Here is a 16,294-nt window from a genome sequence, read left to right on the forward strand (position 1 = left end):
GGAGAGGTAGCACAAGTGCAATTACATGATATAGGGCTAGAAGCGAGAAAATTGTATGCATCTTTTATTCAATCTGTTGATGAATTTCGACCAGCCTTGTGGAGGTATTGTCTGCACTTAACCTCCAACGTTTGGGACGCGGAAGATTTGATGCAAGAAAGTTTGCTAAAGGCTTTTGCTTCATTAGGACAAATTAGACATTCCTATCTTCCAAAGTCATATTTGTTTCGTATTGCCTCCAATACATGGATCGATCAACACAGAAAAAAGCAGCCAATCCAAACCAATCTGTTACCTGAAAGCAACGATGAAGCAAATAATCTTCAACATGACTATAGTCTGCGTGTTTTTGAAGAGATTGAAATCCTACTAAGTTTCCTTACTCCACGACATGTCGTAGTGATTTTATTGATCGAAGTGTTTGATTTCTCTGCCAGTGAGGTAGCAGATATGCTGCAAACCACGGAGGGAGCTGTTCACGCCATGCTTTCAAGAGCAAGAACCAAACTTAAGTCCATCCATCAGGATGAAAGAGTTGAAAAAGGAGGGAGTTCAATAACAGAGGATAACCTATCTCTTATTTCGAGCTACGTGCAAGCCTTTCATCTTAAAGACCCGGCAAGGCTACTGGATTTATATGCGGAGCATGCGGAGATTCAACTGCTTAACACGGGCATCGTTAAAGGGAGAGATTCGATTAAGGCGACCTTAGATTGGTCATCCTACCCCGAGTCTTTCCATGCAGAGTGGAAATGGTTATGGGGAAAGCCTGTTGTTTTACTTATAGCTGATAGAGGGCAGCAACAAACCCTATGGAGAGCGCAAATCCTTGAATTTGAAGAAGGAAAAGTAGTGAAGGATAAAAACTATTTTTTCTGTAGGGAAGTCATGTTAGAGATAGCTAGTTATCTTCAAATATCCATTGATGCAGATACTAGATTGCATTATCAACAACCATGGAAATATTCAAATTCCTGTCCAATTGGTATCCGATTCACAGAAAACATAAGATAGAGAGGTGGATAAGCGTTTGACTACACAAACTAATGAAGAGAAGAAACCAGCTTTATTAACAGAAATACCGCAAAAAGCTGGGGGCCGAGAATGGTTAGGACTAGCTGTTCTTGCTTTACCTACCTTGCTTTTGTCCATAGATTTAAGTGTTCTTCATTTGGCATTGCCACAATTAAGTGCGGATCTTGGGGCAAATAGCACGGAGCTACTGTGGATCACTGACATCTATGGCTTTATGATCGCAGGTTTATTAATAACAATGGGTACTTTAGGTGATCGGATTGGTCGTCGAAAGCTACTGATGATTGGCGGGGCAGCGTTTGGGGTTGCTTCAGTATTGGCCGCGTATTCTACAAGCCCCACAATGCTAATAATTACTCGGGCACTAATGGGTATTGCTGGTGCAACACTCATGCCGTCGACTCTAGCTTTGATTAGCAACATGTTTACCGTCCCTAGACAGCGTGGGATAGCCATTGCTGTGTGGATGAGCTGCTTTATGGGAGGCATGGCATTTGGGCCAGTCGTCGGAGGGGTATTCATAGAGTTGTTTTGGTGGGGAGCAGCATTCCTGCTAGGGGTACCGATTATGCTCCTTCTTTTGGGAACAGCTCCATTTCTGTTGCCTGAGTTCCGTAATACCAAGGCCGGAAACCTGGACTTGATTAGTGTAGCTTTGTTACTTGCTACGATCCTACCCATTATTTACGGCCTTAAAGAGCTAGCTAGACATGGCTGGCAGGTTGGAGGCATTGCCGTTGCTATTACTGGGATTTGTTTCGGTTTGTTATTCTGTTATAGGCAAGTAAGACTCACACATCCTCTTCTAGATCTGAACCTATTCAGCAATCGTACCTTCAGTGCTGCTTTGGTTATCTCTCTAATCGTTGGAGCGGTTCAAGGGGGAATCCTTTTTTTAATGAATATGTACCTACAATTAGTGGAAGGTCTTTCACCTCTTATAGCGGGGCTGTGGCTAGTTCCTTCCTCCCTCGCAATGATTGCTGCTACGATGCTAGCTCCCTTTCTTGTCAAAAGGGTACGACCGGCTTATATCATCGCAGCTGGATTAATGACTTCCGCGATAGGGTACCAGATCCTAAGTCAGTTAGATATAAATGGAGGGCTTTCTGTTGCTATAATAGGTATCGTTATGGTTATGATGGGAGTAGGACCAATGGGAGCTTTATCCACAGATTTGATCGTTGGATCAGCTCCGCCTGAAAAGTCTGGTGCGGCAGCAGCTGTATCAGAGAGCGCCGCAGAGTTCGGTATTGCTTTGGGTATCGCTGCCCTAGGCAGTCTAGGTACGTCCATATACAGAAGCCAAATGCTTATTCCAGAGGGGGTTCCCGTTCAGTTCGCTGAGGCTGCTAGTGAGAGCATTATCAGTGTCGTGTCTATTGCTGATCAATTGGATGCTCCTTTAGGAACTATATTGATTGGAGTTGCTCGTGAAGCATTTACCAATGGATTGAATGCCTCAGCTCTTCTCAGTACTTTTATTTTTATTGCACTTGCCCTAGCTTCTATAATCTTTTTAAGGCATGTGAGTCCCAGCGGTGAAGTGTTACATGATCAGATGGACGAAAATCGAAATACGCAATCAGCAATAAAGTAGATAAGGCACTTTAAACTGGGTTACTAGTAGCCCTTATAAAAACATTTAAAAAAGCCTATAAATCATACAAAAAACAAAGGAGGAATTAATACTATGGTTATTATAGCAGGGAAACTATACATCGATCCTGAGCATAGGGCAAAATACCTTGAGAGCCTGGAGGAGCTCATCCGCCACTCGCGTTCCAAGAAGGGGTGTCTTGGATTTTATCTTGTACCTGATCCGATAGAAGCTGATTGTGTAAACCTATTCGAGCATTGGGAAACGGAGGGAGATTTGAGACGTCATCAAGCGACGACAAACACACCCAAACCTGTAACTCCTATCCTTAGTGAGACTGTTAAGAAATATGAAATTAGCGAATCAGGCCCGGTATTTCCTTAACCATGCCGTTTTATCTCATATAGCGAAATAATAGCAACTAAATCTATAGAAAGGAATGAATCAATCAGATTCATTCCTTTTAGAATAGGGAGTCAATAAAGCTTTATTGGTACAAAATCTCACTATACAATATTGCTATGAACAAGGTATGATGAAAAAATACAAAAGTCGCATAAAAAATGAATATTGAAGGGAGTTGCTTCGATGGCAGCTACAAAAAAATTAAAGATCTGTGATCAGGGACACAAGTATTATAAAAGCAGTGATTGCCCAACCTGTCCAACGTGTGAGAAAGAACGTAAGCCGGAGAGCGGGTTTCTATCCAAGCTTTCGTCACCTGCCCGAAACGCATTGATACATGTAGGAATTATTACCTTGCAGCAGCTAGCAGCGTATAGTGAAAAAGAAATTCTAAAACTACACGGAATAGGTCCAGCTTCACTACCTGTTCTTCGATCGTCTTTAGAGGAAGAAGGGCTGTACTTTAAGCAATAAATTAAAGAAAAGTTGACCCTCAATAGTATTTAATTTCTAAGTTATAAGGAGACATAATGAAAGAAACAATAACGGATTGGATCCTCGTTATCCTTTTTACGTATGTGTTTCTCAAACTCATTAGCTTTGTCGCTAATTCCCTATTTACGTCCACTGATTCTTTTTTTGTAGCTATCGCTTCACTTGCTGTCATTATGGTTAGCGTGATTTTAGCGATTATGTCGAAAAGATTTGTTCAGGATGTCTATCGCTCTCCTAATTAGACTGTGAAGATACGTCTTCAATAAATGAAAGGATCTTTAACCAAGTATCCTTCGCCGCTTTTGCATTCGCTTCCTTTGAGCCTCCAAAATCCATAATCATCCCCCCACCTACGTGGATATTAATGTTTGCAGGCATATTAGGAAGGGAGTATGGGTACGCCAAAAAGTGTCCAGCTTCCTTATATTGAAGGTGTTCTGTGTTAGGTAACTTCTCTTTGATAGGCATAGCAAATTCTGATGAAGGCCAACATTGATCCCGGTCCCCAGAAATGAGTAGCACTTGAGCTTTGATACTCTCCACTTTAATTCTAAATTCTTCAGGATCGTTCGTGAGCGACAGGCTTCTATTCCAAATTCCCAAGAAAGAAAAAGGCTTTTTCATCACCCAATTCAAAAACATAGACCCCATCATCTTTAGTGAATACCGAAATTTTAGATAAGGAAGAGCTTCTCCGTTAAATGACCATGCTGGAATGGGAGCGTAGACTGTATTCCTAAGTCCTGATGTCATATAGGAGCTAGGAGCACCAGCAATGACAGCGTTAAATTCATCGTAGATAGACGCTAAAAGTAAGGCTAATTCAGCGCCACGAGAGTAACCAATTAACGTAACCTTTTCAGAGCTATTAGTCCGTTGTTTTAGTAATTGAATGGAATTGTAAAAGTATTCTAGTGGGATATTCTCCAGATCCTTTGGGACACCCTCTTGATTAAAATAGGAGAGATCGAACACGTTGTAGCCTTTTGAGGCAAGTAGAGCTGCGGAGTGCTCTAGCCTATCCCCATCCGAACCTGCTAAAAGCACGACATTTGGATACGAACCTTCCCTTACTGGCCTATACAGAACACCAACCGTACCGTTTTCCCTAATTTCCTCTCTACTAACATTCTGTTTAAAGAAACGAGTAACCGTCGTCGTAGTAACAATCGTTTGATTAATCTGTAGAGAAAGCTGAATATGTAAGTCATCTGCCTTTGATTTGGTAAAGTAATCACCGTGTCTCTTACTCTCATGCTGCATAGACCAAAACAATCCTGATGAGTCGACTTCAGAGTATGTACCCTTCAGTGGTGCGGTGGTGGATAGATCCACATGACCTTGATCATCTGTTTCAAACATAGCGTTTGAGGTAAACGTATTGTTGTTTTCATCTTTCAAAGTGGCTAGCAGTGTAACCTGCTCATTAGGCTGACAGCCCGTAATGATGATACTAACCTCCTCGTCAATAAAGGAGTTTAATGGTGTAACTTGAACGTTTGGTTTTAATGCCATAATGAAATCCCCCTGCAACCTTCAATGTATGTTTTTCAACGTATCTATAGATAGTTTCTCATAGACAGAAGAATAATGAATCAGTCTCATGACGGATTTAAAGCAGATAGCCCGCTTATGGTGTATATTTGTAAAAAAAGGGAATGATCCTAGTGGGTACAGGTCATTCCCTTGTATCTTGTAGAATTGTATCCGTTAATAAGTTATAGATAGGACACACTTTTTAAGTTTTATATTTGATTCGCTTCTTAGTCGTTAAATTAATTCTTCTCAACAGTGTGTCAACGCAAATTATAGTTTAATTCTAACGTTACGAATCAGTAGCCACGCTGCAAACGCGGCGATAAGTGAGATCAGAACAGATAACACAGTTGGTAAGAGAATGGTAGAGAATAGATCGGTTTCCCAAATCCACTGAAATAAGAAAAATGATCCTAGAGCAATAGCGATGAAAATAAATCCTATAACCCATCCATAACGATAATATCCCATTCCAAGCAGTAAGCCAATAAAATGATAAACAAGGATTGAAGCAAAAAATACAAGGATTGTCGTCACCCAAGATTCACTGTAATTAAGGGCTTCATATAGTGGAGAATTCATTCCAGATAGGTCAATATGAACAGACTTAGATGAATCCTCAATCACGGCATCTGCCATCGTCGGGTTCACCAGTTCGGGTACAATGAGATGCTGAAGTAACGTTATGACAACGATAATGGCAATCGCTGTTACAGCAGTCAGTAAACTAGCCTTAATACTACTTGTAAAAATTTGTTTTCTTGTATAGCCATATTTCTTAAATGGTAAAAACACATATGGAATAAAGATTCCAGCAACAAACATAAAAATAGTTGTCGTATAGTACGTAAAAGGTAAAAAGCTACCAATCGACTGATCATATCTCCCCGCAAGCCACAGAAAGATAAGATGGGAGATAAGCATTGTCCCAAGGTACCACAATGACCAATTAAATAAATAGCCAAAAACATGTTTTGTTAAAGGGCGTTGTGTAAAAGTTGGCACCACTATTCCTCCTCTCTATCGTTGTCTGTCAAATGTATAAATAAATCCTGTAGCGAGACGCTACCTATTTCGATGTCCGCTTCTCTTGCCTCTTGCATTAATTCATCTGAAAGTGAACCAAATACCATGGCTGATTTTGTTGGACCGAGTTGATCTGTATTCAGAACACTTAAGCCCTGTGTTAAGTGATCAACAGCAGCCGCTTCTCCTGTGAGTGAAAAGCCCTTACTAATAATGTCGTCGTTACTTTCGTGAAGAAGGAGCTTCCCGTGGTCAATCATAATGATTTCTTCAAATAAGAAATCCATCTCAGAAACTAAATGTGTTGATATAAGAATGGTACGTGGGTGATTCGTGTGGTCATTGAGTAATTCTTTATAAAATTTAGTTCTAGTAGGTGCGTCCATGCCGAGATACACTTCATCAAAAATCGTGATGGGAGAGCGACTAGCTAGCCCAATGACAGCCTCCACTGCTGATTGCATTCCTTTTGACATTTTATAGATTTTTTTATTTAACGATAGCTTGAATGTCTTCGTAAGCTGTAAAGCATATTCCTTATCAAAATAGGGGTAGAAAGCTGCTGCTTCATCTAACAATTTTGATAGCTTGCGAGTTTCATACGATTGATCTTTCGTATAGTGAAAGCTAATCATTGGTGTTAAGGCTTCGTTTTCAAACAGGGCCTGGTCATTCAACATAATTGAACCAGATGTCGCCTGACGAAACGACGAAATCATTGACAGTAAGCTTGTTTTCCCAGAGCCGTTCCGGCCTAAGACCCCGTATATTTTCCCCAACTCAAGTGACATTGTAATACCCTGAACACCATAATCGGATCCGTACTTCAAAGTCACATCGTTAAGTTTAAGCATGCTAACCCCTCCTTTCTTTGAGTTGTTTAATTAAAGAGAATAATTCCTCTTCAGATATGCCCAGTTTGTCTGCTTCGAGTAAGACTTGTATAAGGTCATTTTCAATAAATGCTTGCTTGCGTTTTTTCATCAGTTTCTCTTTCGCTCCAGTGTTTACAAACATTCCAATCCCTCGCTTTTTATATAAAATCTCTTGCTCAACTAATTGATTCACACCTTTTGACACTGTAGCATGGTTGATCTTATAGAATTGGACAAGCTGATTTGTTGAAGGAGCTTGCTCCTCCTCTTTAAGATGGCCATTGACGATTTGATCTTCAATTAATTCACGAACTTGAATAAACAAAGGTTTGCCATTGTCTTTTAGCTGACTCAATTTTTATCACCTCACTCACCATAATGGTTATACGGTTATATACTTATGTGTATAACCATAAAGGTTATTTGTTTATCTGTCAAGACGAAAGAAATAAAAAATAGCAAGGGTATTACTTAAAAGTGTCATTGGACTAAGTGAATAAGGAGTTTCTAAGGTAAGCAAGATAAAAAATTGTATCCTTAACCTAAATTGTGTTGTAAAACATGTTTGACATGGAGAACAGCTTAGTATACGATTCAACTGTAAAAAGTTTTTTACATAGGACAAGGTGGTGAAGGTTGGATCTATGGAAAATAATATTAAAGAATTTAGAGAAAAGAAGAGTCTGTCACAGGGAAGACTTGCCGAGCTATGTCAGGTGAGCAGGCAGACGATTAATGCCATAGAGAACAACAAATACGATCCCAGCCTACAGCTGGCTTTTGATATGGCTCGGCATTTAGAGACAACTATGGAAGAATTGTTTAATCCTGCGTATAAGGATGGAGGAGAGATAGATGATGAATAAAAACAAAAAACCTATTGTGATGATTACTTTTCTTGTCGCTTGTGTTCTATTAGGGATAACGGTCTATCGATGGATACGTTATGATATCATAGATGGAGGGTCTATCTTTTTTAGTTTTATTGCTATATCCTATTTCATTAACGCTTTAAATTGGGGTGATCTAGAAGGAGGTAGCGGAAAGGATGATGAGCTTGCCCAGCATATTAAAACCCAGAGTGCTAGAATAGGCTATTATGTATTAATGGTGCTATCCGCCTTGGTTTTGTTCATCTCAGAGGGCGTTTCTAATCTGAACGATATTCAGAACTACCCCTTGATCATTGTTGTGGGACTTACCTTTATCGTTTCTCCAATTGTAGAGCTTTTTTATAGTAAAAAATTTAAGTAAACTTCACGATATAATAGAAAAGATCTATTACTTTTTACGTTTAATGGGGGATGGCTATGTATAAGTTCAGTAGAAGTGTTATGAACGGATTTTTTCATCTTTTAGGGGGAGGATTAAGGGCTTCAAACAAAACCAGGTTACCAAAACACCATAACGGCTATGTCGTTGTTTGTACTCATAGAACTTGGATCGATGTTGTTGCCTTAGGCATTGCCATGAAGCCTACTCCAATTTATTATATGGCTAAGAAAGAACTGTTTCAGACCAAGTTTACAAATTGGTTACTTTCATCCTTACATGCCTTTCCCGTAGATCGAGAAAATCCAGGACCAAGCACATTAAAAATTCCACAACGTTTACTGAAGTCAGGTAAAGTGGTAGGGATATTCCCTAGTGGAACACGGGCAAGTGAAAATACCGGTTTAAAAAGAGGAGCCTATGTCATTGCCAAACGGGCAGGTGTTCCTATCGTACCAGCGGTATATAGAGGGCCTACTTCGTTCAAAGAGCTACTAAAAAGAGATAAAATAAAAGTAAATTTTGGGGACCCGATTGACCTTAGTGATTACGATGCCAAAGAGGATGTTGAAGTAGTGCTCCAGAGGATACAAGCTGCTTTCTCTGATCTTGAAAAAGAAATGGAGCTGTCCCAAAATTAGGTTTCTAAGAGGCAGCTCATTGAAAAAACGATTTGTGAGATAGGGAAGCTTTTATTCATCCAGCCGTGATAAAATTCAAGGCTTTAGCACGATCTTAATAGCGTTGTCTTCATGCTCATTAAACAGGGTATATGCTTTTTCAGCATCATTTAGTGAAAGCTTGTGAGTAATAATATCTGTTGGATCAAACTCATTTTTTGTCATCTTCTCGTATAGCATAGGCAGTAGAGGAATAACGGGTGCTTGCCCCATCTTCAGGGTAACATTTCTAGTGAAAAAAGCGCCTAAAGGAAACAGATTATAATTCCCACCGTATACCCCTGTAAGTTGGTAGGTTCCAGCTTTTCGTACAGCTTTAGTGGCGATTTGTATAGGACCTAAAGTGCCTCCTTGAAGCTTTAGCTTCTGCTCCACGAACTCCAAGGGGGACTTTTTACCGTCCATTCCCACACAATCAATGACCACATCAGCACCGCCCTGAGTGATCTCCTTCAAATGCTCTCCCATGTCATCAAACTTTGTAAAGTCGAAGGTCTCGACATGATTGGTTACCTTGGCATGCTCTAAACGATAATCTACATAATCAACGGCGATCACTCTTTTAGCCCCCAACATCCAAGCAAACTTTTGTGCCATTAGACCAACTGGACCACAGCCTAGGATAATGACCGTATCCCCTTCTTTTACCCCTCCGTGAATAACACTCCAGTATGCCGTAGGAATCACATCAGATAAGAGAAGCAAAGATTCATCCTCCAATTCACATGAATCAGGGATACGAAATGGGGTGAAGTTGCCAAAAGGAACTCTCAAATACTCAGCCTGACCCCCGGGGTAATTGCCGAACTTCTCAGCATAACCAAAATATCCGCCTGAATCATAGTGTGGATTAGAGTTGTCACATTGGCTAGTTAGATCGTGCTGACAATAATGACAATGACCACATGCTACGTTAAAAGGAATTACAACACGGTCTCCTTTTTTAATACTGGTTACCTCTGATCCAACCTCTTCCACGATACCCATAGGTTCGTGACCAATAATATAACCTTTTGGTAAGGGCATATTTCCTTGATACAAATGAAGATCAGAGCCACAAATGGTGGTCGAGGTGATTTTTACAATGAGATCGTCTTTCTTTTCTATTTTTGGATCAGGAACCTTTGATACACTTACCTGTTTAGGCCCTTGATACGTAACAGCTTTCATCGACTTACCTCCTACTTTCCTTTGGTAATGTTCGCCATAATTTCTTTTATCGTTCCCCAATGTATCTACTCTATACGGTGGGAAGAATATGCTATAATTTGGAGTATAAGAAGATGGAATACTAGTTACATCTCTTTTGGCAAACGTGAAGGAGGAATACATAAATGGGAGTGAAAAATGAATGGACAGCAAGTAGAATTGCGATTAGGCTTGCCATCCTATTTATAGGTGCTGTTGTCATATGGAGGCTGGTTGGCTTGCTTAACGAAAGCTTCTTTGGGACAGAATATAATCGCATGGAACACTTCATTATGGCTAGTATTACAGTTATATTGAGTCTCCTATTAATTGAAGTGGTGCGAAGGATGGATCAGGTTTCTTGGAAACAGCTTGGACAAGGCCAGCTTCGTTCGAATGTCTCTTCATTTTTATTTGGTTTTCTTCTATGGGCAATCCCCGCAGGTATAGGTTTAGCTATTTGTATAGGACTTGGTTGGGTTGAAATAACGGTTCAATCAGACTTTAGTTACATACTCATGAGTATTGTTATTCTATTGGTTACCGTATTTTTAATAGAAGCTTTACCTGAAGAATTTCTTTTTAGAGGAATCATGTACAAGTATTTAAATGTTCTGTTTCCCCAATGGGCGACAATTCTGCTACAAGGGCTTATTTTTACCCTATTTGCTTTTTTGATCGGAGCCATGTATTCGTTAGAACAGCTTCAATTCATCCCTTTCTTTGGCTTACTATTAGGGTGCCTTAGAGCTTTTACAGGCAATGTTTGGGCAGCTATAGGCTTCCATGTTGCTATTATGACGGCGACCCAGATTTTGGGTCCGGGGCATGGCCATTTTGAGGTTGAAGGTATGTTTACGTTACAATTCATGGCCTTTATTCTTCTTCCTAGTGCCATTGGTGGAATGCTTCTACCCAATATGTATCCAAAGCATAGCTGGAGTGCAAAAACGTCACTAAAAAGTTAAACATGATAGCCTAATCTGTCCTTAAAGCTGGTATAACTAATAGTAGTAAAGTAGATCTCAGCAGAGAACAGTGTCGTAGACAAATAGAGTAATGATATTCTTGGGAGTTGCTGGACATGAAAAACATTCTTTCATTGATCGTTGCCGGTACGATCTTAATTGGAATGGTGCTTTTAGTGAGCTCATTTTCTACATTTATTTTAGAGAATGAGGAGCAATTTAAAACAGAGATAGCGAGTGAAGAGGTAGACGATGAGCTAGATGGCATTGTCCTCTTAGTGGATGGTAATAAAGCCCTAATAAACGGGACATTAATGAGAATTGATGCCGCCCAGGAAAAGGTTGCTCCTTTTACCGTCAATGGCCAAACGATGGTTCCTGTCCAGTTTATAGCAAACCAAATAGGCATACATATTTCATGGAATAATCAAACGGCAGAGATAAGCTTTAATCGAATAGATGAGGAGCAAGATAATCAGGTAGCTGTAGCTATGGCTCATTCACCGGAGACTCATACCTCAAGTGAATTTGAAATCATGCACGGTAAACTATTTGTGTCTCTGTCAGAGTTAAATGAAATTCTAGGGATGCATGTCTATGAAAATGAAGGGATGATAGTCATCTCCGATGAGCAGGTTGAGTTCTCGGAAAAAAGAGTAGATCAGCTTATTTCCGAATTATCGGTCGGACTCCCTTATAAGGTCTATGAACACGATACCTTTATCAAAGGCTTCGCTTCTATTGAACAAGCTGAAGCCCTAGTTTCAGACCAGCAGCAGGCGACAACCATATATTTTTACTCTGAAAAAGTTTGGGATCGATTTGATCGCTATAAGGTCGTACAAGAAGTAGGAGATCGAACGGAATTTCTACAGCATTTTGAGCAGTATCATGAAGCATTAAGCTTTTCCAAGAGCATGGAGCATAGTAAGATTCTTTTTAGAGATTTTACACTGTGGCAATATGACTATGATCCGCATCAAAGCTATGCTTTCATTGAGGACGTACCCTTGATTTTACAATATCCTGAGCTACCAAGAGGCTGTGAGGTTACAAGTTTGGCGATGCTCTTAAATTTTGCTGGGGTAGGGGTAAACAAGCTAGATTTAGCTCAGGAGATAGGGAGGGACCCTACACCTTTTTCAAGGAAGGACGGGGTTACTACGTTTGGAAATCCTTATGATGGCTTTGTAGGAGACATGTACTCCTTAAGTACCGCTGGGCTAGGTGCATATCATGGTCCAATTAGAGACTTGGCTGAAGCTTATTTGCCGGGTCGAATTGTAGACATGACCGGAGCAGCATTTGAAGACATTCTCCAGCCTGTCAGTCAAGGAGTGCCTGTATGGGTCATTGTCACTTCTACATATGACTTGGTCCCGGAGAATGAGTGGTATGTTTGGCACACTCCTAGTGGTGATGTGCGAATCACGTACAGAATGCATTCCGTGCTAATTACCGGCTATGATGATCAATTTATTTATGTCAATGATCCTTTCGGTATTGAATCAAAGCTTCCGCGTCAGAGCTTTCAACGGGGCTGGGAACAAATTGGGAGTCAGGCTATCACTTATGTTCCCGAATGAGGAGTAATTCCTAAATGAGGGGACGTCACAAGGAAGAAGCATAAAGAAAAATGACAATGGCCATAAAAAGGAGTTTTTTCTTTCTACTCCTCTTATGGCCGATGTATTATCCTATCTCATTCACTGATTCTCCACCATCATTCCACAAACGGTATTCATGCACCCTATTATTTTCCAAGTAGTATAACGTATAGCTATGAGCTGCTCCATCTTCTCTCCACGACACAAACAACTGGTAACGTAGCTTACCTTCCCTTATCCCTTCTATGTCTACAGAATCAGTAGCAGGTGTAAAGCCTGTGTCGTATTCATAACTCTCCTCAATTACAGCATCATAACGCCACATTCCCACAACACCGGGGGATTCTAAACCAGGAATGACCTCTTCATACTGTTCCCCAAACAACTCTAAAATCTCTTCTTGTGTACGCCCAATTCGAGTGTGCTCTAGTACATAATCAACCGTCTCTCTTACTTGATGCTCAAGACGAAGAAGTCGCTCATCTAGATAATTGTCTGAATCCAGTTTTTTGGCCGCATCAATTGATTCAAGAGCTTTGTCTTTATCCCCAGCCTTTAGTTGAGCGTCTGCTAGGTAATACCATAAAATCTTGCTTTCAGGCATTTCCTCTACCAGCTCTTCATAATAGCTCACCACATTCGGAAAATATAGAGTTTCCATGTCAGGAGCACGCACTAATTGTTTCTCACGTAAGCGTAAGAGCTCTACATCAAACACATTCCCTGTATCCTTGATCCAAAGGGCTATTACTTTTCCAGTTTCTCCATTTGTTTGCCCATTTTGCCCTATATCCTGAATGTCGAGCAGGTTGTACGCTGTTTGGTCAAGCCATTCGATTTGCCCGTCAACCCAGCCGTAAATATCTAAGCCACTCCCAGCTGAGGCTCCAATAGTCCAACCAAAGACTAATTCTAAGTACCCGTCTCCATCAAGATCAACCATATCCATATAATCTAAATCATAGCCTTGACCGGTCTCCTCCCACAGCACGCTCCATTCTCCTTCATACTGTGAGAAAAGGACAGCTTGTAGAGAGCTAGCTTGATCTGCGGTTCGGTATACGAGAAGTGCTTCTTCTACTCCATCTCCATTCAAATCATCTAATAGAATTGACGCTCTCTCACTTTCTCCGTCTGCTGCAGGTGCTACAAGTTCAGCTCCTTCAGGTAATAATTCTAAGAGAGTGTCCCTCAATTCATCTCGATCTTCCTGTGTAGGTGCTCCTGGAGTAGCGGGAGGCTGAATCGTTTCCTCGGGTGAAGGAATAACCCCACATCCTGCAGAGATACCTACCAACAATATGCTACTTAATATAGCCTTTACTACATAGCCTTTCATTTTTGATCTTCCTTTCCTTGTTGTCTACACTTAGTATAAGGGGCAGACCTATGAAAAAGCGTTACAACAAAGTTAAAAATAGTTACGAAAAAGTTACGAAGTATTTGAACAAGGAAGAGATAAAGTGACTTGTGTGCCGACACCTGCCTCACTTTCAATTTGTAGACTACCGTGATGCAAACGCATTATTTCATCACAAATAGCTAGACCAATGCCACTTCCAGACTGGGCTCCTTTTCCTTGGTAAAGTCTATTTTTAACGAAGGACAAATCTTCCTCTAGGATGCCCTGCCCATCATCTTTTATTTTTATAGAAAAATTCCCTTCACTTACTTCAGCAGATACCCAAATGTGCCCCATCTCTGGTGTAAATTTCATAGCATTGTCCAGTATGTTTAACAGAACCTGCTTAAGTCGATTCATATCAGCCTGTAAATGTAGCTGTGCAGGTAATTGGCTGAAGATAAGCCTTATCCCGAGTCTATGAGCCCGAGGTGTCATTTGCGCTTCTAAATCTTTTAACAGCTCACTCACGTTGATTAGTTCCTTGCGCAAGCTCAGCTGTCCAGATTGGAGCTTTGAAAAATCAAGTAGATCCTCTACTAGGTAAGACAAGCGATTCGTTTCTTGATTAATGATACGCAGCCCTTCTACGAGCTCCTCCTTGTTTTTAAAATCTGAAGACAGTAACAGCACCGTCCAGCCATGAATAGAGGTTAGTGGGGTTCTCAGTTCATGCGAAACAGAGGAGATAAATCGGTGTTGCAGGACTTCATTACGTTGTAGCTCTGAAGCTAAATGATTAATCGTATCCGCAAGACGTCCCAGCTCATCCTCTCTGTCTTTGGTGACACGTTCAGAGAGCTTCCCTCTAGCTAGCTTTTCCGCGGAGTCAATCAAAGTAAGGATGGGCTTAGTAATAGAATTGGATAACACTAGGCTAACGAGAGCAGATAAAGCGATGACGATAATCCCCACGAGGGAAAGGAATATAGAAATGGACCATAACGTCTGGTTGGTTTGGCTCAAAGAGCTCACATAACGAAGAACCCCTACCACTTGTCCATCCGCTATTAAGGGGACAGAAAAAGATAATACGGGTTCCCCTGTTGTACGCAAAACACCACGCCAGCTTTGCTCCCGCCCCCTGAGAGCAGCAGCTACATCAGGTAATTCTGCTAACTGAGCGATTCGATCAGGGTCGAGACTATCTACTAGCAATGCTCCACTCTGATCAATGATCTGGACCTGAGCATGAATATTCTCCGTATAGCTTGTTAGTAAATCGTCTGCTTGTGTGGCCAAAGGAGTACCACTGAGATAGCTTTCATAAAAATCAGCAGACACCCTTACTCTTTGAGTGATTCCCTGCTCTATACTATCGTAGTAGTAGTGCCGAACAGCAAAAATGAGAAAACTAACTAAGACAAATATAGCCACTCCGATCACAAGTAGGTGACTTCCGACCAACCTTGCGCGAATCCCCTTCATCATGAATTCCTCTTCCAGCGATAGCCTGTACCCCAAACCGTTTCAATCCATTGGGGGTGAGCAGGATCTTCCTCAATCTTTTCTCTGATCCTACGAATGTGAACATCTACCGTCTTCTGATCACCAAAAAAATCAGTCCCCCATACGTCGTTCAGCAATTCCTCTCGGCTAAACACCTTACCAGGATGTAGAAGAAAATGATAGATCAAGCTATATTCCTTAGGTGTTAATTCGACACGCTTTTCCTTAAGGTAAAGCTCCCCCGATTGGAGATCCAAACGGAATGGTCCACTTCCTAAGGATTTCGCCTCTTTTTTATCCTTGTTCATGCGACGTAAAATAGCTCGAATGCGGGCTGTCAGCTCCAAAGGATTAAAAGGCTTTACCATATAATCATCTGCCCCTAGTTCAAGCCCCGTAAGCTTATCCATGTCCTGACTAAGTGCGGTAAGCAATAGGATAGCAATGTCTGGATACTCGTTCCGCAGCTTTTCACAGATTTCAAATCCACTCATATCTGGAAGCCTCACGTCTAAAACAACTAGATCAGGGTACTGTTCTTTGATACGAGTGAAGGCCTCTTCCCCTGTTGAAGCTTCTTGTACCTTAAAGCCACTGCGTTGTAGCTGAATAATTATCATGCGGCGAATAGGCTGTTCATCCTCAACCACAAGCACATGTATATCCTCACTAGCTGAAATGATAATCACTCCCGTATGTGTAATCATTGTTCTTTTGTTGATAAGGATATCCTATTTTATGTATGAGTGAAAGGGG

18 protein-coding genes are annotated in these 16,294 nt (G+C 40.9%); 10 read left to right on the forward strand and 8 right to left on the reverse strand.

Features of this window, described 5'->3' with window-relative positions; translation table 11 throughout:
- The first annotated feature begins 15 nt into the window (after positions 1-15).
- From J2S11_RS10235 to J2S11_RS10255, 5 genes are all read left to right on the forward strand, one after another.
- Complete coding sequence (locus tag J2S11_RS10235; RefSeq protein ID WP_307394205.1) at positions 16-1,014, forward strand: sigma-70 family RNA polymerase sigma factor; 999 nt, start codon at positions 16-18, stop codon at positions 1,012-1,014.
- Between the two features lie 16 nt (positions 1,015-1,030).
- Positions 1,031-2,635 (forward strand): MFS transporter, encoded by a 1,605-nt coding sequence (locus J2S11_RS10240; RefSeq protein WP_307394207.1) that lies wholly within the window; start codon positions 1,031-1,033, stop codon positions 2,633-2,635.
- A 93-nt stretch (positions 2,636-2,728) separates the two neighbouring features.
- Positions 2,729-3,019: a putative quinol monooxygenase gene (locus J2S11_RS10245; protein WP_307394209.1), complete on the forward strand. Its 291-nt coding sequence runs from the start codon at positions 2,729-2,731 to the stop codon at positions 3,017-3,019.
- A gap of 204 nt (positions 3,020-3,223) precedes the next feature.
- Complete coding sequence (locus J2S11_RS10250) at positions 3,224-3,514, forward strand: RNA polymerase alpha subunit C-terminal domain-containing protein (protein WP_307394211.1); 291 nt, start codon at positions 3,224-3,226, stop codon at positions 3,512-3,514.
- Between the two features lie 56 nt (positions 3,515-3,570).
- On the forward strand, positions 3,571-3,777 hold the full coding sequence (locus J2S11_RS10255) for a hypothetical protein (protein WP_307394212.1): 207 nt from the start codon (positions 3,571-3,573) through the stop codon (positions 3,775-3,777).
- Here J2S11_RS10255 and J2S11_RS10260 read toward each other — a convergent pair.
- The 4 genes from J2S11_RS10260 to J2S11_RS10275 form a co-directional block, all read right to left on the reverse strand.
- The gene (locus J2S11_RS10260) at positions 3,770-5,050 is read right to left on the reverse strand and encodes an acyl-CoA thioesterase/bile acid-CoA:amino acid N-acyltransferase family protein (RefSeq protein ID WP_307394214.1); all 1,281 of its coding nucleotides are present in this window, start codon (positions 5,048-5,050) and stop codon (positions 3,770-3,772) included. The two genes, J2S11_RS10255 and J2S11_RS10260, sit on opposite strands and share 8 nt — an antisense overlap.
- A 291-nt stretch (positions 5,051-5,341) precedes the next feature.
- Positions 5,342-6,076 carry a hypothetical protein gene (locus tag J2S11_RS10265; RefSeq protein WP_307394216.1) on the reverse strand — a complete coding sequence of 245 codons (735 nt, stop codon included), beginning with the start codon at positions 6,074-6,076 and terminating at the stop codon, positions 5,342-5,344.
- Between the two features lie 2 nt (positions 6,077-6,078).
- Positions 6,079-6,951 carry an ATP-binding cassette domain-containing protein gene (locus J2S11_RS10270; RefSeq protein ID WP_307394218.1) on the reverse strand — a complete coding sequence of 291 codons (873 nt, stop codon included), beginning with the start codon at positions 6,949-6,951 and terminating at the stop codon, positions 6,079-6,081.
- Position 6,952: 1 nt separating this feature from the next.
- A complete protein-coding gene (locus J2S11_RS10275; RefSeq protein WP_307394219.1) occupies positions 6,953-7,327 on the reverse strand; it encodes a GntR family transcriptional regulator in 375 nt (124 codons plus the stop codon).
- 289 nt (positions 7,328-7,616) lie between these two features.
- Here J2S11_RS10275 and J2S11_RS10280 point away from each other — a divergent pair, with 289 nt between their 5' ends.
- The 3 genes from J2S11_RS10280 to J2S11_RS10290 are packed head-to-tail and all read left to right on the forward strand — an operon-like array spanning position 7,617 to position 8,885.
- Positions 7,617-7,838 (forward strand): helix-turn-helix transcriptional regulator, encoded by a 222-nt coding sequence (locus J2S11_RS10280; RefSeq protein WP_307394222.1) that lies wholly within the window; start codon positions 7,617-7,619, stop codon positions 7,836-7,838.
- Positions 7,831-8,226, forward strand: coding sequence for a hypothetical protein (locus J2S11_RS10285; protein WP_307394224.1), 396 nt, complete (start codon positions 7,831-7,833; stop codon positions 8,224-8,226). The genes J2S11_RS10280 and J2S11_RS10285 overlap by 8 nt, the downstream gene beginning before the upstream one ends.
- 56 nt (positions 8,227-8,282) lie before the next feature.
- Entirely contained in the window at positions 8,283-8,885 is a 603-nt protein-coding gene (locus J2S11_RS10290; RefSeq protein WP_307394226.1) for a lysophospholipid acyltransferase family protein, read from the forward strand.
- A gap of 75 nt (positions 8,886-8,960) precedes the next feature.
- Here J2S11_RS10290 and J2S11_RS10295 read toward each other — a convergent pair whose 3' ends face one another.
- Positions 8,961-10,094, reverse strand: a complete 1,134-nt coding sequence (locus tag J2S11_RS10295; RefSeq protein ID WP_307394228.1) for a zinc-dependent alcohol dehydrogenase — start codon at positions 10,092-10,094, stop codon at positions 8,961-8,963.
- A 164-nt stretch (positions 10,095-10,258) separates the two neighbouring features.
- Between J2S11_RS10295 and J2S11_RS10300 the strand changes: the two genes are divergently transcribed.
- Both J2S11_RS10300 and J2S11_RS10305 read left to right on the forward strand, forming a co-directional pair.
- A complete protein-coding gene (locus tag J2S11_RS10300; RefSeq protein ID WP_307394230.1) occupies positions 10,259-11,080 on the forward strand; it encodes a CPBP family intramembrane glutamic endopeptidase in 822 nt (273 codons plus the stop codon).
- A gap of 116 nt (positions 11,081-11,196) precedes the next feature.
- Entirely contained in the window at positions 11,197-12,666 is a 1,470-nt protein-coding gene (locus J2S11_RS10305; RefSeq protein ID WP_307394231.1) for a C39 family peptidase, read from the forward strand.
- Positions 12,667-12,772: 106 nt separating this feature from the next.
- Here J2S11_RS10305 and J2S11_RS10310 read toward each other — a convergent pair whose 3' ends face one another.
- From J2S11_RS10310 to J2S11_RS10320, 3 genes are all read right to left on the reverse strand, one after another.
- Complete coding sequence (locus J2S11_RS10310; RefSeq protein WP_307394233.1) at positions 12,773-14,026, reverse strand: FG-GAP repeat domain-containing protein; 1,254 nt, start codon at positions 14,024-14,026, stop codon at positions 12,773-12,775.
- Between the two features lie 93 nt (positions 14,027-14,119).
- On the reverse strand, positions 14,120-15,520 hold the full coding sequence (locus J2S11_RS10315) for an ATP-binding protein (protein WP_307394235.1): 1,401 nt from the start codon (positions 15,518-15,520) through the stop codon (positions 14,120-14,122).
- Entirely contained in the window at positions 15,517-16,245 is a 729-nt protein-coding gene (locus J2S11_RS10320; protein WP_307394237.1) for a response regulator transcription factor, read from the reverse strand. Before J2S11_RS10320 ends, J2S11_RS10315 begins: the two co-directional genes overlap by 4 nt.
- Positions 16,246-16,294: the final 49 nt, after the last annotated feature.

Source organism: Bacillus horti (genome assembly GCF_030813115.1).
Lineage (GTDB): Bacteria > Bacillota > Bacilli > Caldalkalibacillales > JCM-10596 > Bacillus_CH > Bacillus_CH horti.